Annotated in this window: 16 protein-coding genes, 1 tRNA gene and 1 pseudogene; 7 read left to right on the forward strand and 11 right to left on the reverse strand. The window is 70.3% G+C overall.

What is annotated here, in order from left to right; all coding sequences use genetic code 11:
• Positions 1-40 precede the first annotated feature (40 nt).
• From QQM39_RS29050 to QQM39_RS29060, 3 genes and pseudogenes are all read left to right on the forward strand, one after another.
• Positions 41-745: a response regulator transcription factor gene (locus tag QQM39_RS29050; protein WP_302000511.1), complete on the forward strand. Its 705-nt coding sequence runs from the start codon at positions 41-43 to the stop codon at positions 743-745.
• Positions 742-2,145 carry a HAMP domain-containing sensor histidine kinase gene (locus tag QQM39_RS29055; RefSeq protein WP_302000512.1) on the forward strand — a complete coding sequence of 468 codons (1,404 nt, stop codon included), beginning with the start codon at positions 742-744 and terminating at the stop codon, positions 2,143-2,145. The genes QQM39_RS29050 and QQM39_RS29055 overlap by 4 nt, the downstream gene beginning before the upstream one ends.
• A 108-nt stretch (positions 2,146-2,253) precedes the next feature.
• A pseudogene (locus QQM39_RS29060) lies at positions 2,254-3,716 on the forward strand (cellulose binding domain-containing protein).
• 198 nt (positions 3,717-3,914) lie between these two features.
• Here QQM39_RS29060 and QQM39_RS29065 read toward each other — a convergent pair.
• From QQM39_RS29065 to QQM39_RS29080, 4 genes are all read right to left on the reverse strand, one after another.
• Positions 3,915-5,345, reverse strand: a complete 1,431-nt coding sequence (locus tag QQM39_RS29065) for a GH1 family beta-glucosidase (protein WP_302000513.1) — start codon at positions 5,343-5,345, stop codon at positions 3,915-3,917.
• Between the two features lie 135 nt (positions 5,346-5,480).
• Complete coding sequence (locus tag QQM39_RS29070; RefSeq protein ID WP_302000514.1) at positions 5,481-6,401, reverse strand: carbohydrate ABC transporter permease; 921 nt, start codon at positions 6,399-6,401, stop codon at positions 5,481-5,483.
• Positions 6,398-7,426 (reverse strand): carbohydrate ABC transporter permease, encoded by a 1,029-nt coding sequence (locus QQM39_RS29075; protein WP_302000515.1) that lies wholly within the window; start codon positions 7,424-7,426, stop codon positions 6,398-6,400. The genes QQM39_RS29070 and QQM39_RS29075 overlap by 4 nt, the downstream gene beginning before the upstream one ends.
• Complete coding sequence (locus QQM39_RS29080; protein WP_302000516.1) at positions 7,423-8,748, reverse strand: ABC transporter substrate-binding protein; 1,326 nt, start codon at positions 8,746-8,748, stop codon at positions 7,423-7,425. The genes QQM39_RS29075 and QQM39_RS29080 overlap by 4 nt, the downstream gene beginning before the upstream one ends.
• Positions 8,749-9,120: 372 nt before the next feature.
• Between QQM39_RS29080 and QQM39_RS29085 the strand changes: the two genes are divergently transcribed.
• Both QQM39_RS29085 and QQM39_RS29090 read left to right on the forward strand, forming a co-directional pair.
• Positions 9,121-10,176: a LacI family DNA-binding transcriptional regulator gene (locus tag QQM39_RS29085; RefSeq protein WP_302000517.1), complete on the forward strand. Its 1,056-nt coding sequence runs from the start codon at positions 9,121-9,123 to the stop codon at positions 10,174-10,176.
• Complete coding sequence (locus QQM39_RS29090; RefSeq protein WP_302000518.1) at positions 10,173-11,000, forward strand: serine/threonine protein kinase; 828 nt, start codon at positions 10,173-10,175, stop codon at positions 10,998-11,000. The genes QQM39_RS29085 and QQM39_RS29090 overlap by 4 nt, the downstream gene beginning before the upstream one ends.
• Here QQM39_RS29090 and QQM39_RS29095 read toward each other — a convergent pair.
• The 5 genes from QQM39_RS29095 to QQM39_RS29115 form a co-directional block, all read right to left on the reverse strand.
• Positions 10,989-11,504, reverse strand: a complete 516-nt coding sequence (locus tag QQM39_RS29095) for a GNAT family N-acetyltransferase (RefSeq protein WP_302000519.1) — start codon at positions 11,502-11,504, stop codon at positions 10,989-10,991. The two genes, QQM39_RS29090 and QQM39_RS29095, sit on opposite strands and share 12 nt — an antisense overlap.
• Positions 11,505-11,579: 75 nt before the next feature.
• A tRNA-His gene (locus QQM39_RS29100) sits at positions 11,580-11,652 on the reverse strand.
• Positions 11,653-11,769: 117 nt separating this feature from the next.
• Positions 11,770-12,372: an oligoribonuclease gene (gene orn / locus QQM39_RS29105; protein WP_302000520.1), complete on the reverse strand. Its 603-nt coding sequence runs from the start codon at positions 12,370-12,372 to the stop codon at positions 11,770-11,772.
• A 97-nt stretch (positions 12,373-12,469) separates the two neighbouring features.
• Complete coding sequence (locus tag QQM39_RS29110; RefSeq protein WP_302000521.1) at positions 12,470-13,696, reverse strand: GlxA family transcriptional regulator; 1,227 nt, start codon at positions 13,694-13,696, stop codon at positions 12,470-12,472.
• Between the two features lie 395 nt (positions 13,697-14,091).
• Positions 14,092-14,391 carry a hypothetical protein gene (locus tag QQM39_RS29115; RefSeq protein ID WP_302000522.1) on the reverse strand — a complete coding sequence of 100 codons (300 nt, stop codon included), beginning with the start codon at positions 14,389-14,391 and terminating at the stop codon, positions 14,092-14,094.
• Positions 14,392-14,732: 341 nt separating this feature from the next.
• On the opposite strand from QQM39_RS29115, the gene QQM39_RS29120 reads away from it, so the two are divergent.
• Both QQM39_RS29120 and QQM39_RS29125 read left to right on the forward strand, forming a co-directional pair.
• Positions 14,733-15,260, forward strand: coding sequence for a universal stress protein (locus QQM39_RS29120; RefSeq protein ID WP_302000523.1), 528 nt, complete (start codon positions 14,733-14,735; stop codon positions 15,258-15,260).
• 176 nt (positions 15,261-15,436) lie between these two features.
• Positions 15,437-16,003, forward strand: coding sequence for a GPR1/FUN34/YaaH family transporter (locus QQM39_RS29125; protein ID WP_302000524.1), 567 nt, complete (start codon positions 15,437-15,439; stop codon positions 16,001-16,003).
• Between the two features lie 173 nt (positions 16,004-16,176).
• On the opposite strand, the gene glmS is transcribed toward QQM39_RS29125, so the two are convergent.
• The gene (gene glmS / locus QQM39_RS29130) at positions 16,177-17,994 is read right to left on the reverse strand and encodes a glutamine--fructose-6-phosphate transaminase (isomerizing) (protein WP_302000525.1); all 1,818 of its coding nucleotides are present in this window, start codon (positions 17,992-17,994) and stop codon (positions 16,177-16,179) included.
• Positions 17,995-18,006: 12 nt separating this feature from the next.
• On the reverse strand, positions 18,007-18,264 hold the full coding sequence (locus QQM39_RS29135; protein WP_062703128.1) for a hypothetical protein: 258 nt from the start codon (positions 18,262-18,264) through the stop codon (positions 18,007-18,009).
• Between the last annotated feature and the right edge of the window lie 146 nt (positions 18,265-18,410).

Consider the following 18,410-nt stretch of genomic DNA (forward strand, 5'->3'; position numbering starts at 1 on the left):
GCCCCGGCCCGGCTCGCTCGCATGGCGTACGGTGCGGCGCATGGCAAGTGTGCTCGTGGTCGAGGACGACCAGTTCGTACGCTCGGCGCTCATCCGGCACCTGACCGACGCCGCCCACACGGTGCGCAGTGTCGGCACGGCACTGGAGGCGCTGCGCGAGGTCGCCCATTTCCGTTTCGACGTGGTGATCCTGGACCTCGGACTGCCCGACCTGGACGGCTCCGAGGCCCTGAAGATGCTGCGCGGCATCACGGACGTGCCGGTGATCATCGCCACGGCACGGGACGACGAGGCGGAGATCGTCCGGCTGCTGAACGCCGGGGCGGACGACTATCTGACCAAGCCGTTCTCGGTCGAGCACCTGTCGGCCCGGATGGCCGCCGTCCTGCGCCGGGCCCGGTCGGGCAGCGGGGAGGCCGCCCCCTCCAGCGTGCTCCGCGTCGGCGGCCTGACCGTCGACCCGCTGAGCCGCCAGGCCGAGTTGGACGGCGTGCGCCTGGACCTCACCCGCCGCGAGTTCGACCTGCTCGCCTTCCTGGCCGGGCGGCCGGGGGTCGTCGTCCCGCGCAAGGAACTGCTCGCCGAGGTGTGGCAGCAGTCGTACGGCGACGACCAGACCATCGACGTCCATCTGTCCTGGCTGCGCCGCAAACTGGGCGAGACGGCCGCCAACCCGCGCTATCTGCACACCCTGCGGGGCGTCGGCGTGAAGCTGGAACCGCCCGTGGGGGAGCCACCGCGATGAGGTGGGCACTGGTCAAGGTCTGTCTGGCGGTCACCACCATGGTCGTGGTCGCCTTCGCCGTCCCGCTCGGACTCGTCATCCGGGAGATGGCCCGCGACCGCGCCTTCTCCAACGCCGAGCGGGAGGCAGCGGCGGTCGCCCCGGCGCTGTCCATCACCACCGACCGGGACCAGCTGGAGCGGGTCGTCGCCTCGGCCGGCTCGGACGCGGGCATGGCCGTGCACATACCGGCCTCCGGTGACACGGCCGCCGTCGACCTCGGCCGGCAGCGCGCCGCCGCCGACGACATCGCGACGGTACGGCGGCTGGGGCGTGCCTCGACCAGCGAGGTGCCCGGCGGGTCCACCCTGCTCCAGCCGGTCGCGCTGAGCTCCGGCGAGATCGCCGTCGTCGAGGTGTACGTCCCCGACGCGGAGGTCACCAACGGCCTCACCACGGCCTGGGCGGTGCTCGCCGGGGTCGGTATCGCGCTGATCGTCGGGTCGGTGGCGGTCGCCGACCGGCTGGGGGTGCGGATGGTGCGACCCGCGCAGCGCCTGGTCGAGGGCGCGCACGAGCTGGGGGAGGGCAAGCTGGGCGCCCGGGTGCCGGAGGAGGGGCCGAACGAACTGCGGCTGGCGGCGGTCGCGTTCAACTCGATGGCCGACCAAGTGGTGCAACTCCTCGCGAACGAGCGGGAGTTGGCGGCCGACCTGTCCCATCGCCTCCGTACTCCTTTGACCGTGCTGCGCCTGAACGCGGCCTCGCTCGGGGACGGTCCGGCCGCCGAGCAGACCCGGGCCGCCGTCGCCCAGCTGGAGCGCGAGGTCGACACGATCATCCGTACGGCCCGGGACGCCAAGCCGCAGACGGTGGCGGCCGGTCCCGGCGCCGGGTGCGACGCGGCCGAGGTGGTGCGCGAGCGCATGGCGTTCTGGTCGGCGCTGGCGGAGGACGAGGGCCGCAAGGTGCGGGTGGCCGGCGTGGACCGACCGGTGCGGATACCGGTGGCCCGGGCGGATCTGGCCGCCGCGCTGGACGCCCTGCTCGGCAACGTCTTCCGGCACACGCCCGAGGGCACGGCCTTCGCGGTCGACGTGCACAACGGCGAGGACGCGGTGATCGTGCTCGTCTCGGACGCGGGGCCCGGCATATCCGACCCCGAGGCGGCGATGGCGCGCGGACGGGGTTCGGGCAACGCCGGTTCGACCGGCCTCGGGCTCGACATCGTGCGGCGGCTCGCGGAGTCGACGGGCGGCGACGTGCGGATCGGGTCGTCGGTGCTCGGCGGGACCGAGGTGCGGATCTGGATCCAGCTGGGCGAGCGGGCGCCCGTGCGAAGGGGGCATCGCGGGGCGGTCCGAAGACGCCGTCCCGGCAGATTGGTCTCGACCTTTAACCGTCCCCGATCCCTTCCTTAAGCGCACCCCAAGGTCCCCAACCACCGTCCGGATCAGGCACTTTGCCCGATTCCGAATCGCCAGCGTGCTGCCGCACCCCACCCCTGAGCAGTGAAGGCAGGCACGCCAATGAGCACCCACCGGCGCACGGTCAGTGGCAGGAACAAGGCGATGGGCGGCCTGGTGACCGCGGCCGTGGCCGGCGGTGGCGCGATCCTGTTCACGGGTACTGCCCAGGCGGCCGGGATCGGAGCGGCGTACGCGAAGACCAGTGACTGGTCGACTGGTTACACCGCGCAGTACGTCGTCACCAACAACAACGCCGGGGCGGAGAAGGACTGGACGCTGGAGTTCGACCTGCCGTCGGGTTCGAAGCTGAGCTCCCTGTGGAACGCCGAGTCGAGTGTGAGCGGGCAGCACGTCACCGTCACGCCGCCGAAGTGGGACACGGACGGGCTGGCCGCCGGTGAGTCGGTGACGGTCGGCTTCGTGGTCAACGGCACGGGCGCGCCGACGGGTTGTCTGATCGGCGACGTGAACTGCTCCACGGACGACAGCGCGACGCCCGAGCCCAGCGGCCGCCCGACGTCCACCGCACCCGCCACCCCGACCCCGACCCCGACGCCGACGGGGACCCCGACCCAGAGCGCGACCCCCACCACCAAGCCCTCGGAGAGCCCCGGCACCGGCACCGGAGACACCGCCGGCTTCGCCCCGTACATCGACACCTCCCTCTCCCCGGCCTTCGACCTGCCGGCGAGCGCCGAGGCGACCGGTGTGAAGGACTACAACCTCGCCTTCGTCACCGACGGCGGCGGCTGCACCCCGAAGTGGGGCGGCGTCACGGACCTCGGCGGTGACGCGGTGGCGCGCAGATCGTCGACCTGCGCGCCAAGGGCGGCGACGTCCGCGTCTCCTTCGGCGGCGCGGCCGGCAGCGAGCTGGCGACGACCTGCTCCTCGGCGGACGCGCCGGCGGCGGCGTACGGCAAGGTCGTGGACGCGTACCAGCTGACCAAGGTCGACTTCGACGTCGAGGGCGGCGCACTGCCGGACACGGCGGCCAACACTCGCCGCGCCCAGGCGATAGCCAAGCTCCAGGCGGCCCACCCCGGCCTGGACGTCTCCTTCACCCTCCCCGTCATGCCGGAGGGCCTCACCCAGCCGGGCGTCGACCTCCTCGCCGACGCCAAGCGCAACGGCGTCAAGATCGGCACCGTCAACATCATGGCGATGGACTACGGCCCCGCGTACAGCGGCGACATGGGCACGTACGCCGAGCAGGCGGCCACCGCCACCCAGGCGCAGGTCAAGAGCGTGCTCGGCCTCTCCGACAGCGCGGCCTGGAAGACGGTCGCCGGCACCCCGATGATCGGCGTCAACGACGTCACGACCGAGATCTTCAAGGTCGACGACGCCACCCAGCTGGTGAACTTCGCCAAATCCAAGGGGCTCGGCCGGCTGTCGATGTGGTCGGCGACCCGCGACAAGCAGTGCGCGGGAGGCGAGAAGCCGGCGGCGGACGCGACGTGCAGCTCGATCCTCCAGGAGAAGTTCGCGTTCTCGAAGGCGTTCGCGGCCTACGGCAGGTGAGGGCAGGCGGGGCCCGCTCAGCTCTTCCGCGGGGTGCGGGTCACTCCCGCGTGACGGCCGTCGTCAGCACCCAGCCCAGGGCGATCAGCGCGTAGGCCGGCCACTGCGCGCCGTCGTCCGTCTCCGTGACCGAGAAACCGCGAGGCGCGGCACGTCCCCTCCGCGTGCCACGCCCCGCCCCCGGCCGGCTGTCCTCCGCTAGACCTGCGTCTCCACCGCCGGCAACACCCCGGTCCGCGCCGCCTTCCCGTACCAGTACGCGCTCGACTTCGGCGTGCGGGCGAGCGTCGAGTAGTCGACGTAGACCGCCCCGAACCGCTTCCCGTAGCCGTACGCCCACTCGAAGTTGTCCAGCAGGGACCACAGGTAGTAGCCCCGGACATCGGCGCCGTCGGCGATCGCGCGGCGGACCTCGGAGAGGTGGCCGTGCAGGTAGGCGATGCGCTCCGGGTCGTGGACGCGGCCGTCGGGGTCCGGCTTGTCGTCGTAGGCCGCGCCGTTCTCGGTGATGTACAGCGGCAGGCCCGGTGCCTCGCGCGTGTACCGCATGATCAGCTCGTGCAGGCCGGTCGGGTCGATCGTCCAGCCCATCTCCGTGCGGTCGCCCGGGGTCTGGTGGAAGAGCACGTCGTCCGCGCTGGGCCACGGGGAGTGTTCGCTCGCCCCGTGGCCGTCCGCGCGCGGGCCGTTGACCTCGGTCTCGGCCGCCGAGACGAGCGTCGGGGTGTAGTAGTTCAACCCCAGCGCGTCCAACGGCTGGTTGATCGCCGCCAGGTCGCCCTCCAGGACGTACGACCAGTCGGTCACCAGTTCCGTCGCCGCGTACAGGCTCTCCGGGTACGCGCCGTGCAGGATCGGGCCGTGGAAGATCCCGTTGGCCAGGTCGTCGATCTTCCGGGCCGCCGCCAGATCCGCGGGGTCCTGCGAAACCGGCCGCACCACCGAGGAGTTGAGGCTGAGGGCCACCGAGTTGCGGGCCGGCATCACCGAGCGCAGGGCCGACGTGCCGAGCCCGTGCGCCAGGTTGAGGTGGTGGGACGCCCGCAGCGTCGCCGCCGGCTCGGTGCGGCCCGGCGCGTGCACCCCCGACCCGTAGCCCAGGAACGCGCTGCACCACGGCTCGTTGAGCGTGATCCACTGCTCCACGCGGTCGCCGAGCGCCTCGCCGACGATCTGCGCGTACTCGGCGAACCGGTACGCGGTGTCGCGCTCCGGCCAGCCGCCCGCGTCCTCCAGCTCCTGGGGGAGGTCCCAGTGGTAGAGGGTGACGGCGGGCTTGATGCCGTGCGCGAGCAGCTCGTCCACCAGGCGGCGGTAGAAGTCCAGGCCCCGCTGCACCGCCGGGCCCCGGCCCGTCGGCTGCACCCGCGACCAGGAGATCGAGAAGCGGTACGCCGACAGCCCCAGCTCGGCCATCAGCGCCACGTCCTCGCGGTAGCGGTGGTAGTGGTCGACAGCGATGTCACCGTGCTCGCCGCCGGCGGTCCGGCCCGGCGTATGGCTGAAGGTGTCCCAGATGGACGGGGTACGGCCGTCCTCCCGCACCGCCCCCTCGATCTGGTACGCGGACGTCGCCGCGCCCCAGAGGAAGGCGGGGGGAAAGGACACGGAGGACATGGGTTCAGGCATGGAAGCGCTCCCATAGGGGGTCGTGGAGACCGACGGGTGTAGAGGAGGGGGGAAGGTGGTGCGCGGGAGCCGGGGCGGCGGTGACCCGGCCCCCGCGGACGTACGACTGATGCGGCCGAGGCGAAGGAGTGGGCGTCAACCCTTGATCGCGCCCTGCATGATGCCGCCCACGATCTGCTTGCCGAACAGCAGGAACGCGATCAGCAGCGGCAGCGTGCCGAGCAGGGCGCCCGCCATGATCACCGCTTGGTCGGGGACATAGCCGGTGCCGAGGGAGTTGAGAGCGACCTGCACGGTCGGGTTCTCCTGGTTGAGGGCGATGATCGGCCACAGGAAGTCGTTCCAGGCGAACACGAAGGTCAGCAGGCCGAGGACGGCCATCGCGGGCCGCGCCGCCGGGAAGACCACGTGCCAGACGACCCGCAGACTGCTCGCACCGTCCACCCGCGCCGCCTCGATCAGCTCGCTCGGCAGCGCCTGCAGCAGGTACTGCCGCATGAAGAACGTACCGAAGGCCGTGCACAGCGTCGGCAGGATGACCGTCTGGAGCTGGTTCGACCAGCCGAGGTCCGCCATCCACAGATACAGCGGTACGACCGCCAGCTGCGGCGGGATCATCATCGTGCCGATCGTCAGCATCAACAGGACGCCGGAGAACCGGAACCGCAGCTTGGCGAAGGCGAAACCGGCGAGCGTGGCGAACAGCACCGTGCTGATGGTGATCGTGCCCGCCACGAACGTGGTGTTGAACATCGCCTTTCCGAGCCCGGCCTCCTCCCACGCCCGGTCCATGTTCTTGAACAGGTTCCCGCCGAACCACAGCGGCGGCGGGGTCTCCGCGAGCCGCCGGTCGGTGCGCGAGGCCGCGATCGCCGTCCACACCAGCGGGGCCAGCGAGACCAGGGCGAAGACGGACAGGACGACGTAGGTGAGCGGGCCGGCGTGCAGCTGCTTGCCGGCGCCCATGACCCGGGACCGTTCGCGCCGCGGCTTCGAGTCCTTCGCGTCCTTCGAAGCCTTGGAGGTCTGAGGAGACGTCAGTTCGCTTGTGCTCATAGGGACTTCCTCAGCCGTCGGGTCACCAGCAGTTGGATCACGGCGACGATCAGCAGGATCAGGAACATCGACCAGGCGATCGCGGACGCCTTGCCGAGGTTGCCGATGATCCAGCCCTGGTCGTACATGTACAGGCCGAGCGTCTGGTACTGGTGCTCGGAGCCGCCCTTCGAACCGCTCACTCCGCCGAACAGCAGGGGCTCACCGAAGAGCTGGGTCGCGCCGATCGTCGAGACGACCACCGTGAACAGGATCGTCGGCCGCAGCTGCGGGACCGTCACATGCAGGAACTGCTGCCAGCGGTTGGCACCGTCGATCGCCGCGGACTCGTAGAGGTCGGCCGGGATCGCCTGCATCGCCGCCAGGTAGATCAGCGCGTTGTAGCCGGTCCAGCGCCAGATCACGATCGACGACACCGCGAACTGCGAACCCCAGTCGGACTCACGCCAGTTGACCGGGTCGATGCCGACGAACTCCAGCAGCCAGTTGATCATGCCGCCGTCCCACGAGTACAGCAGCACGAACACCAGCGTCGCCGCCGCCACCGACGTGGCGTACGGGGTGAGCATCACGACCCGCCACACGGTCGAGCCGCGCAGCTTGTAGTTGAGCAGGTGCGCCAGAGCGATCGCCATCAGCAGCTGCGGCACCGTGGAGATCACGCCGATGGTGAAGGTGTTCCACAGCGCGTTCCAGAAGAAGTCCGAGGACAGCAGGTTCTGGTAGTTGTCCAGGCCGGTCCAGGTCTGGCCGTCCAGGTTGGACAGTTGCACGTTGTGGAGTGAGTACCACGCGGTGTACAGCAGCGGGACCAGCGAGAACGCCCCGAAGACGATGAAGAAGGGGGCGATGAACGCGTACGGCGACGCCTTCATGTCCCAGCGGTACAGCCGGCTGCGCCAGGAACCGTTGCCCGGCGGCGGCGTACCGCGACCGTGAGCGCGGCCGGCCGCGCCCGGCTTGTCACCGGGCGCGGCGTCGGCGCTCGACGCGGGATGCGCGAGGGCCTCCTTGGAACTGCTCACTGGCCGAGCACGTCCTTGATCTCTTCGGAGGCCGCGTCCCAGCCCTCGTCAGGGCTCTTGCCCTTCTGCTCGACCTGGAGGATGCCGACGTCGGTCAGCGCGGTGTTGATCGCCTGGTCCTTGATGCCGAAGTACTGGCTCGGGATGGTCTTCGCCGAGTCGGAGAAGACCTGGGTGATCGGCGCGTTCGAGAAGTACTCCGTGGTGGCGGCCGCCGGCTTCAGCGTCGAGTACGCCGACGGGGTCGACGGGAAGCTGGCCTGCTTGGCGAAGACCTTCGCCTGCTGCTCGGGCGCGGTCAGCCACTTCGCCAGCGCGATGGCCTCCTTCTGGTGCTTGCTCGCCGTCGGCACGCCGATGAACGAACCGCCCCAGTTGGCCGCGGTCGGCGCCGCCGCCACGTCCCACTGGCCCTTGCCCGACTCACCGGACTTCTCCAGGATGTAGCCCATCATCCAGGCCGGGCAGGCCACCGTGGCGAAGGTGCCGTTCGCGTAGCCCTGGTCCCACGGCTTGTCGAACTGCTTCAGCTTCGCCGACATGTCGCTGGTCGCCACGTCCATGGCGACGTCCCAGGCCGTCTTGACGCTGTCCGACTTGTCCCAGGTGACGGTGCCGTCCGTCTGGTAGTAGCGCTCGGGCTCGCCGCCGAGGGCCGCGTTGTAGACGGAGGAGGCCGAGTCCACGAACTTGGTGCCGCTCGGCGCCTTCTTCATGTACTCCTTGCCCAGGTCGACGTACTTGCCCCAGTCGCCCTTCCACTGCGCGGCGAGCTTGGTGCGGTCGGTCTCCAGGCCGGCCTTCTGGAACAGGTCCTTGCGGTAGCAGATCGCCATCGGGCCGATGTCGGTACCGAGTCCGATCAGCTTGCCGTCCTCGGTGGTGGCCTGGGCGTTCTTCCAGTCCAGCCACTGGGACTTGTCGACCTCCTTGCCGAGGTCGACGAACTTGTCGGCCTGCGTCTGCACGGCCTCGGTGATGTTCATGACCTCGATCGCCTGGATGTCGTCGGCACCCGCGCCGGCCTGCAGCCGGGTGAGGACCTTCGGCCAGTAGACGTCGGTACGGGTGGTGACGTTCTCCTTGATGGTGATGTCGGGGTTGAGCTTCATGTACTCGTCGTAGAGGCCGGCCTGCTTGTAGCCGAAGGTGCCGAAGGTGCCGACGGTCAGGGTTGTCTTGCCACCGCCGCCGTTGCCACCGCCCTCCCCCGAAGAGCCGTCGTCCGAGTCCTCGGCGCAGCCGGCGAGCAGCCCTGTCGTCAGCGCGGCGACGGCCGCGAGGGCCATCAGCCTGCGGGACCCGCGGGTACTCGTGCGCATTGCGTCCTCCTGTTGCCTGACGTGCCGACCCCCCGGCCAACTGCACTGTTGGGCCCGTTCGTTGAACTCGCTGCGGCTCGGGCGGGGAACGTGCGGGATGTGTATGTGTCAGGTACTGTGGGAGCGCTCCCACAGGTGATGAGTTGAAGGTTCGTCGGTCCGGGCGGGGGTGTCAAGGGACTCGGAGCGGAGAGATGCGTTCAGTTATCGGGCTGTTAACTGGACCCACCTGAGCCCGTCCGGCGTTTGAGGACGAGGCCGTTCAGGCCGAAGTGGGGGTCCGGGGGCGGCAGCCCCCGGGTGGGGTCAGTGCAACAGACGGGACTGTTAGATTCCAGGGCCGGCGTAAGGATCGGCGGGAAGGCGGAGCCCATGGCAACCCACGGAGCGCGGGGCCGAAGTGGCGGTCGGCCCACCCTCGAAGAGGTGGCGGCCCGCGCCGGCGTGGGCCGGGGCACCGTCTCCCGGGTGATCAACGGCTCGCCCCGGGTCAGTGACGCGACCCGCGCGGCGGTGGAGGCGGCGGTGACGGAGCTCGGCTACGTCCCGAACACGGCGGCCCGAGCCCTGGCGGCGAACCGCACGGACGCGATCGCGCTGGTCGTGCCCGAGCCCGAGACGCGGTTCTTCGCGGAACCGTACTTCTCGGACATGCTCAAGGGCGTGGGCGCCGAGCTCTCCGAGACGGAGATGCAGCTGCTGCTGATCTTCGCGGGCAGCGACCGGGAACGGCGCCGCCTGGCCCAGTACCTGGCGGCCCACCGCGTCGACGGCGTCCTGCTGGTCTCGGTCCACGCGGACGACCCCCTGCCGGACCTGCTGGCCCAGCTGGAGATCCCGGCGGTGATCAGCGGCCCTCGCTCCGCCGCGGAGACCCTGACCTCGGTGGACTCCGACAACTACGGCGGCGCCCGCTCGGCCGTCGAGCACCTGCTGTCCCGAGGTCGCACGCGGATCGCCCACATCACCGGCCGCCTCGACGTCTACGGTGCCCAGCGCCGCGTCGACGGCTACCGCGACGCCCTGCGTGACGCGGGGCACGAGGTGGACGAGGGGCTGATCGAGGCGGGCGACTTCACGGAGGAGGGCGGTGTTCGGGCGATGAAGGTACTCCTGGAGCGCCGCCCCGACCTGGACGCGGTCTTCGCGGCGTCGGACGTGACGGCGGCGGGCGCCCGCCAGACCCTGCGCGAGGCGGGTCGCCGTATCCCCGACGACGTGGCCCTCGTCGGCTACGACGACTCGGCCATCGCCCGCCACATGGACCCGCCCCTCACCAGCGTCCGCCAGCCGATCGAGGAGATGGGCCGCCGGATGCTGGACCTCCTCCTCGCCGAGATCGCGGATCGCCGGCCGGCGGTGTCGCGGGGACTGGAACGCCCGCAGATGGTGCTGGCGACGGAACTGGCGGTGCGGGCGTCGTCGTGAGCGGCCACGCCCTGCTGGACCTCACCGAGGTCGGCGAGGTCGAGCCGTACCTGCGTTCCGTGGGCGAGGTGCTGCGTGCCTTCCGCGACCAGGACTCGGGCTGTGTGTCGTACGGCGTCCGACTCCCGGACGGCGACCGCTGGTTCGTGAAGGAGGCGGCGACGGAACCGGCCCGGCGCTCCCTGGACCGGGCCTGGGCGTTCCACCGGGCGGTACGCCATCCCGTGATCGTCCCGCAGCTGCACCGGTTCGGAGTGCGGGGCGGTGCTGGTACGGCGGTGGTGATGCCGTGGCACGCCGGCGAGGTCCTCTACCACCCCACCCTCCGCACCCACGGCGGCCGCGCCCACCCCGACAGCCCCCTGGCCCGCTTCCGCTCCCTGCCGCTCGACCGGGTCCACCGTGCCGTGGACCGCGTACTGGACGCCCACCTGGCGGTGGAGGCCGCGGGACACGTCGCCGTGGACCTCTACGACGGCGCGTTCCTGTACGACTTCGAGGGCGACGAACTCCGCCTGATCGACCTGGACGAATACCGCCCCGGCCCGTTCACACTGGACGCGGACCGGCTCCCCGGCTCACGCCGCTTCATGGCCCCGGAGGAGTTCCGCCGCGGCGCGCTGATCGACCTCCGCACCACGGTCCACGCCCTCGGCCGCGCCACCCGCCTCCTGCTGGACGCCGGCGACGAGGAGCGGGCCTGGCGGGGGACGCCGGCCCAGCTGGCGGTGCTCGACCGGGCCACCCGCGCCGACCCCGGCGAACGCTTCGGGAGCGTACGGGAGTTGGTGCGGGCGTGGCGGGAGGCGACGTCAGCGGGGTAGCGCCAGCCGCCACCGCCTCTCCCCGTCCTGCGCCTCCTCGGTCGGGGCGAGCCCGGCCGCCGCGGCGACCGCCGCCGAGGCCGGGTGGTCGGGGTGGATGTGTGCGACGACCGTACGCACGGACCGTCGCCCGAGCCAGGCGACCAGCCCCCGCGCCGCCTCGGACGCGAACCCCTGCCCCTGCCAGGGTGTGCCGACCACCCAGGCGATCTCGGCGCTGTGGTCCCCGGTGACCGTGGCCTGGACGGTGCCCACGAGACAGGACTCCGCGCGCAGCCGCAGTACCCAGTTGCACCAGGAGACACCCGGGGCGGGGCACCCGGCGACGAGCCGCTCGTAGCGGGCGCGCAGTTCGCCGGGGGAGTGGGGCGTGCCGCCGATGTAGGTGTGCAGCGCCGGGTCCGACAGGACGACGGCCATCTCCTCGGCGTGCTCGACGCGCAGCGGGAGGAGGTCGAGGCGTGCGGTGGTGAGGGGCTCGGCGGGTACGCGGGGCTCGGACATCGTGCGCAGCCTACGGCGCCGCAGAAAAAGCTTCAGCCGGTGACCTCGTTCGCGAAGTCACCGGCTGAAGACCAGGGTGAGTGACGGGACTCGAACCCGCGGCATCCTGGACCACAACCAGGTGCTCTACCAGCTGAGCTACACCCACCATGACCGGCGATCGACTTCTGGGAAGTCCCCGACCGGCCGAGAAAAAGTGTACAGGGTCCGAAGGGGTGCTCGCGCACAGCTTTTGCGGCGCCCCCGGGTAATCCCGCGCGTACGCCTACTGAGCAGGCAGAACGTGCTTCGCGGCGATCGACTTCGCGGTGTCCGAGTCCGGGCCGGGCTGCGGTACGAAGATGGCCTCGCGGTAGTAGCGGAGTTCGGCGATGGACTCGCGGATGTCGGCGAGGGCGCGGTGGTTGCCGTTCTTCTCGGGGCTGTTGAAGTAGGCGCGCGGGTACCAGCGGCGGGCCAGCTCCTTGACCGACGAGACGTCGACGATGCGGTAGTGGAGGTAGTCCTCCAGTGTCGGCATGTCGCGCAGCAGGAAGCCGCGGTCCGTGCCGACGGAGTTGCCGCACAGCGGGGCCTTGCCGGGTTCCTTCACGTGCTCGCGTACGTACGCCAGGACCTGCTCCTCGGCGTCGGCCAGCGTCGTGCCGCCGGCCAGTTCGTCGAGGAGTCCGGACGCGGTGTGCATCTGACGCACCACCTCCGGCATCGTCTCCAGCGCCGCGTCCGGCGGGCGGATGACGATGTCCACTCCTTCGCCGAGTACGTTCAGCTCGGAGTCGGTGACGAGGGCGGCAACCTCGATGAGCGCGTCGTCGGACAGCGAGAGGCCGGTCATCTCGCAGTCGATCCACACCATGCGATCGTTCATGCGAACACCCTACGGCTGACGTCCTCTGTTGGGGCGCCCCGGTTCCTCGTCCTCAAACGCCGGACGGGCTGAAATGCGCCCGTCCGGCGTTACGAGGTCATGCTCCGCTGCGCTGCCCCGGCAGGGTCGCCCGGCCGCCGACGTACAGCTCGCGCCCGTTCTCCGAGGGCGCGGACGTGCCGACGGGCGCCGGGGTGCGGCGGGTCTGCAGCGGGACCGGGCCGCTCTCCGGGTACGGGGCGGGCGGTGGGCCCTGCTGGAGCGCGGGGCCCGTCGGGGGCTCCGCGTCCGTCGGCCTTTCGCTCTGGGGGCGCCGAGCACGGTACGCCGCCCGGTAGGCGGCCGGCGACGAGCCGAGCTGGCGGCGGAAGTGGCCGCGCAGCGCCACCGGCGAGCGGAAGCCGCAGCGGCCCGCCACCTCGTCCACCGAATAGTCCGACGTCTCCAGCAGGCGCTGTGCCTGCAGGACCCGCTGGGTGATCAGCCACTGAAGCGGGGCGCTGCCCGTCAGCGAGCGGAAGCGGCGGTCGAAGGTGCGGCGGCTCATGTACGCGCGTGCCGCCAGCGTCTCCACGTCGAACTGCTCGTGGAGGTGCTCCAGCGCCCAGGCGACGACCTCGGCCAGCGGGTCGGCGCCGATCTCCTCCGGTAAAGATCGATCGAGGTAGCGCTCCTGGCCGCCGGATCGGCGCGGCGGGACCACCAGACGGCGGGCCAGGGCCCCTGCCGCCTCGTTGCCGTGGTCCGTCCGCACGATGTGGAGACAGAGATCGATTCCGGCCGCCGTACCCGCCGACGTCAGGACGTCGCCGTCGTCGACGAACAGCTCTCTCGGATCGACGTGCACCGACGGGTAGCGCTTGGCCAGCGTCGGTGCGTACATCCAGTGCGTTGTCGCGGGGCGGCTGTCCAGCAGGCCCGCCGCGGCGAGGACGAAGGCACCGGTGCACAGCCCGACTATGCGGGCGCCTTCCTCGTGCGCCCGGCGCAGTGCGTCGAGCGCGTCCTCGGGCGGTGGAGAGGTGATCGAACGCCAGGCCGGCACGACAACCGTGCCCGCCCGTGAGATCGCCTCCAGGCCATGTGGCGCGGTGAGTTCCAGGCCCCCTGTGGTCCGCAGCGGGCCTTCCTCGCCGCCGCACACCAGCAAGCGGTAGCGCGGCACGCCGGCGTCCTGGCGGTCGATCCCGAACACCGACAGCGGTATGGAACTCTCGAAGATGGGGCCGCCGCTGAACAGCAGCACCGCGACGATCTCCTTGCGGCGTCGCCCGGAAAGTTTCCGGGCCGCGGCTTCCGGCGCGGCAGTGGAGTCGTGGCTCATACTGCTAAGCCCCCCTCGGTGGTCGCGGCTCCTCGGTTGTGTCGCTCCTGCACGTTTCCCCTCGGTCCTGCACGAGTCCCCCGCCGTAGACAGTCAAGATCGAATCTACTGTGTCGCGTCGCGCCGCAGTGGCCGGTTCGGCACTCGGCACATTGTCGACTTGGCAACTTGGCGTGAAGCATTCGATCACGAAGCGTTGCACTCACGGGCCGTGCAGGGAAGTGCGCCTTGTCGCAGTGGCCAATCCACGTAGGGTGCGCAGGGCCCCTGAGGCCCTTTCCGTGCAGGTGGAACGGGGGTTGGGGGGTGTTCTGGGCAGGGGATGCATGCGCGCCAGAAGTTGGCTGAAAAGCAGCGTGCCCGTGCGCGGAAACCGGTCAGCCGACCGGTGTATTTCAACCAGTGTGACGTCCGCCTCTGTGGGCCCCGGTTCCCGTCCTGTGGTGGCGTCCGCGACGGGAGGGTGACGGAGTGGTGCGCTCCTCGTCCTTCAGGCGTGCCGCGCCGCGTTCCGACTGGCGCAGCAGCAGACGGCAGACGGCCGTCACGGCGGCGAGGCCGAAGGCCGTGCCCGCGGCGCCGGCGAGGGAGGTGCCGTACCAGAGGAGGACCACGGGGACCAGGACGCAGCTGAAGGCCGCCCAGCGGACCACGTCGGTGGCGCTGTCGTCGGAGGGCGTGCGGGGTCCGGGCATGGGTGGGTACTCCTGGGTTCCCTGGGGTGGTGGCTCAGGGGGTTCAACGCCTGTTCGAGCGGTCGGTCACTGGCGCGGGAACGTTCCGGCTATGGGCACAGGTGAACCCTGTGCAAACCGCCTGTACACCGCAGCAACCATTGCGTTACGGGCGTCTACTCGTGCATGCTCCCTGGAACCCGTACGACCGTGAGCGGGGATCTGGGCTAAGGAGGCGTGCCGCCGTACCCTTGGGGGTATGGGGTTGGGAAGACCATTCCCGGACACAGCTCCGCCGCACACTGCTGCATCGAGCTCCGCTCGCGGGCCCACCCATAAAGGATCAATACGCCGAGACAGCCATGGCCGGTCACGAATTCTTCGAACCCGCGGACCGCAAGCGCCAGGTCGCCGACCCGACTGCGGCCGATCCCCTGGCGGCGGACGAGTCCCGCCAAGCCTGCGACCCCGCCTTCAAGCACGGCGTGGTCGTCGGCTTCGACGGCTCCACTTCCAGTGAGCGCGCCCTCGCGTACGCCATCGGCATGGCCCATCGCTCCGGGTCGGGCCTGATCATCGTCCACGTCGCCAACCGGCTGCCCACCACGGTGTGGGCCGGCTGCGAGCCGCCGGTCTTCGTGGACGTCCCGGACCACCGCACCGAGGTGCTCGGCCTCGAACTCGCCTGTGCCGACTATCTCGCCGAGGTGCCGTGGATCCTCGTCGAGCGCGGCGGTGACATCTGCCACGAGCTCGAAGAGGTCGGGCGGGAGTACGAGGCGGACGCCATCGTCGTCGGCTCCACGCACGGCATCGTCGGGCGGATCTTCGGGTCGGTCGCGGGGCGGCTCGCCAAGCGGGCCAAGCGTCCCGTCGTTGTCATCCCGTGAGTTGTTATTCCCTAACTCGCCGTTGCCCCAGGTGAGATGAGCCGTTCGGGGCGTCGCTCTCCCTCTTGCCTCCTTCTTGCGGTGTGTGAACTTACTCGCGCGTAGAGGTGTTTGTGCCCTTGTGAAGGGCATATAACGCTCACCGCACAACTGCACATGCATGAAGGGAGCCCGCCGTGGACAACGACGTCTCTGCGGGAAGCGGAACCACTACCGTGGTCGGCCGACTCGCCCTCGGAATCACCCTGTTGGCCTTCGGGCTGGGGTACACCGACGTGATCGACGGTGTGTCAGCCGCTGACGCCGTATCAATCGCCCAGTACGTGGGCGGAATTGCCCTCTTCGTCGCCGGGCTGATGGCCCTGCGCGACCGTGACTCCGCGAACGGGACCGCGTTCGTGACGCTCGGTGCCCTCTGGTTCACCTGGGCGGCCTCTGTCGACGCGGCCGTCTCCGACAATGCGGCGGGACTGTTCCTGCTGCTGTTCGCCCTTGTGGCGCTGTCCCTCACGCTCGCGGGTGGGGATCAGCTCGGGCAGGGGGCGTACGGGTTGTTCTTCGTGTCCCTGGTGCTCATGGCGATCGCCGCCTTCACGGGCAATGACGGGCTCACCAAGGTGGGTGGCTGGTTCGCCGTCGCCGCGGGTGCGGTGGCTTGGTATGCGGCGACTGCGGCGTTGGCTCACTGGCCGACCGCGCTTCCGCGACGCGCTGCGGGCCGGGGCGTGACGGCCACCGGTTAGCTGCGCCGGCTGGGGGTTGGGCGGCCCCCGGCGTTGAAAACGGACCCCCCGTGAATGGTGGCATCACGTGGGGGTCCGTCGCGTTGTGTGGCCGCTGCGGGTGCGTGGGGGCTGGTCGCGCAGTTCCCCGCGCCCCTGAAAGACCAGGGGCTGCGCCCTTGAAAGCAGGGCGACTACTCCACCGTTACCGACTTGGCGAGGTTCCTCGGCTTGTCGATGTCCCTGCCCAGGGACAAGGCCGTGTGGTAGGCGAGGAGTTGGAGGGGGATGCCCATCAGGATCGGGTCGAGTTCGTCCTCGTTCTTGGGGACGACGATCGTCTGGTCGGCCTTTTCCTGGGGCTGGTGGGCGACCGCGAGGATCTTGCCGCTGCGGGCCTTGATCTCCTCCATGGCGGCGCGGTTCTTCTCCAGGAGGTCGTCGTCGGGGACGATGGCGACCGTCGGGAGGGCGGGCTCGATCAGGGCCAGCGGGCCGTGCTTGAGCTCGGAGGCGGGGTAGGCCTCGGCGTGGATGTAGGAGACCTCCTTGAGCTTGAGGGAGGCCTCACGGGCCACCGGGTAGCCCCGGACGCGGCCGATGAAGAGCATCGAGCGGGCCTCGGCGTACTGCTGGGCCAGTTTCTCGATCTCCGCCTCCTGCTCCATGATCTCGGAGATCTGGGCGGGCAGCTTGCGCAGGCCCTCGATGATGCGCTTGCCGTCGCGGACGGAGAGGTCGCGGGTGCGGCCCAGGTGCAGGGCGAGGAGCGCGAAGGCCACCGTGGTGTTCGTGAAGCACTTCGTCGAGACCACGCAGACCTCGGGGCCCGCGTGGACGTAGATGCCGCCGTCGGCTTCGCGGGCGATCGCGGAGCCCACGACGTTCACGATGCCCAGCACCCGCGCGCCCTTGCGCTTCAGCTCCTGGACGGCCGCGAGGACGTCGTACGTCTCACCGGACTGGGAGACGGCGATGTAGAGGGTGTCGGGGTCCACGACAGCGTTGCGGTAGCGGAACTCCGACGCCGGCTCGGCGTCCGCGGGGATGCGGGCCAGCTCCTCGATCATCTGGGCGCCGATCATGCCCGCGTGGTACGAGGTGCCGCAGCCGAGGATCTTCACGCGGCGGATCTGGCGGGCCTCGCGGGCGTCCAGGTTGAGGCCGCCGAGGTGCACGGTGGAGAAGCGGTCGTCGATGCGGCCGCGCAGGACGCGGTCCACGGCGTCGGCCTGCTCGTGGATCTCCTTGTGCATGTAGGTGTCGTGGCCGCCCATGTCGTACGACGCCGCCTCCCACTCGACGGTCGTGGGCTCCGCCGTCGTACGGGTGCCCTCCGTCGTGTAGGTGCGGAAGTCGTCGGCCTTCAGCGTCGCCATCTCGCCGTCGTCCAGCGTCACTATCTGGCGTGTGTGGGTCACCAGAGCCGCGATGTCCGAGGCTACGAACATCTCCTTCTCGCCGATGCCGAGGACGACCGGCGAGCCGTTGCGGGCCACGACGATGCGGTCCGGGAAGTCGGCGTGCAGGACCGCGATGCCGTACGTGCCCTCGATGAGGCGCAGGGTCTCGCGGACCTTGTCCTCCAGCTTCTCCGCCTGCGAGCGGGCGATGAGGTGGACGAGGACCTCGGTGTCGGTCTCGGAGAGGAACTCGACGCCGTCCGCCTCCAGCTTGCGGCGCAGGTCGGAGGCGTTGTCGATGATGCCGTTGTGGACGACGGCGACCTTGCCCTCGGCGTCCAGGTGCGGGTGGGCGTTCACGTCGGAGGGGGCGCCGTGGGTGGCCCAGCGGGTGTGGGCGATGCCGGTCGTGCCCTTGAAGCGCGCCGGGACCTTGGCTTCGAGGTCGCGGACGCGGCCCTTGGCCTTGACCGTCTTCAGGCCCGCCGCCTTCGGGGACGTGACGACGATGCCCGCCGAGTCGTAGCCGCGGTACTCCAGGCGCTGCAGACCCTCCAGCAGCAGGGGAGCCACGTCACGCTTCCCGATGTATCCGACGATTCCGCACATATATATGTATCCCTAGCCGTAGACGATCCGGCGCAGCTGGCGGAGGGTGAGCTCCGCCGGGGCCACTGCCCGGTATTTCAGGTCCGCCTCGATCTGTTCGAAGATCGTCGCGTTCACCAGGCCCTGGGCCTGCAGCTCGCGGTGGCGGCGACGGACGTACTCCTCGGTCGTCTCGTCGAAGTAGGCGAGCACATCCTGGATCACCCGCAGCGCCTCGCCCCGGTTGAGGGGCGTGGTGCGGGTCAGATGATCAACAAGGTCGTCGTGCACTCGGTAGATCCTGGGTTATCGGAGACTCGTCCGCAAGAATCCTGCCCGATTTCGGGCAACTGGCCGGCAACCCGCTGTTGAAACTCTTGGAAGAACATTGGGGGTCTCATGGGGGCCCGTTCCGGAGCTGTCCATGCGTCGGCTCG

Origin of the sequence: Streptomyces sp. DT2A-34 (assembly GCF_030499515.1) — a bacterium.
Taxonomy (GTDB): domain Bacteria; phylum Actinomycetota; class Actinomycetes; order Streptomycetales; family Streptomycetaceae; genus Streptomyces.

Coding starts and splice junctions, on each gene's coding strand:
- QQM39_RS29070 (WP_302000514.1), bottom strand. CDS start 6,401: ATGAGCACAAGCGAACTGACGTCTCCTCAGACCTCCAAGGCTTCGAAG.
- QQM39_RS29085 (WP_302000517.1), top strand. CDS start 9,121: ATGGCAACCCACGGAGCGCGGGGCCGAAGTGGCGGTCGGCCCACCCTC.
- QQM39_RS29120 (WP_302000523.1), top strand. CDS start 14,733: ATGGCCGGTCACGAATTCTTCGAACCCGCGGACCGCAAGCGCCAGGTC.
- QQM39_RS29055 (WP_302000512.1), top strand. CDS start 742: ATGAGGTGGGCACTGGTCAAGGTCTGTCTGGCGGTCACCACCATGGTC.
- QQM39_RS29080 (WP_302000516.1), bottom strand. CDS start 8,748: ATGCGCACGAGTACCCGCGGGTCCCGCAGGCTGATGGCCCTCGCGGCC.
- QQM39_RS29095 (WP_302000519.1), bottom strand. CDS start 11,504: ATGTCCGAGCCCCGCGTACCCGCCGAGCCCCTCACCACCGCACGCCTC.
- glmS (WP_302000525.1), bottom strand. CDS start 17,994: ATGTGCGGAATCGTCGGATACATCGGGAAGCGTGACGTGGCTCCCCTG.
- QQM39_RS29110 (WP_302000521.1), bottom strand. CDS start 13,696: ATGAGCCACGACTCCACTGCCGCGCCGGAAGCCGCGGCCCGGAAACTT.
- QQM39_RS29065 (WP_302000513.1), bottom strand. CDS start 5,345: ATGCCTGAACCCATGTCCTCCGTGTCCTTTCCCCCCGCCTTCCTCTGG.
- QQM39_RS29115 (WP_302000522.1), bottom strand. CDS start 14,391: ATGCCCGGACCCCGCACGCCCTCCGACGACAGCGCCACCGACGTGGTC.
- orn (WP_302000520.1), bottom strand. CDS start 12,372: ATGAACGATCGCATGGTGTGGATCGACTGCGAGATGACCGGCCTCTCG.
- QQM39_RS29050 (WP_302000511.1), top strand. CDS start 41: ATGGCAAGTGTGCTCGTGGTCGAGGACGACCAGTTCGTACGCTCGGCG.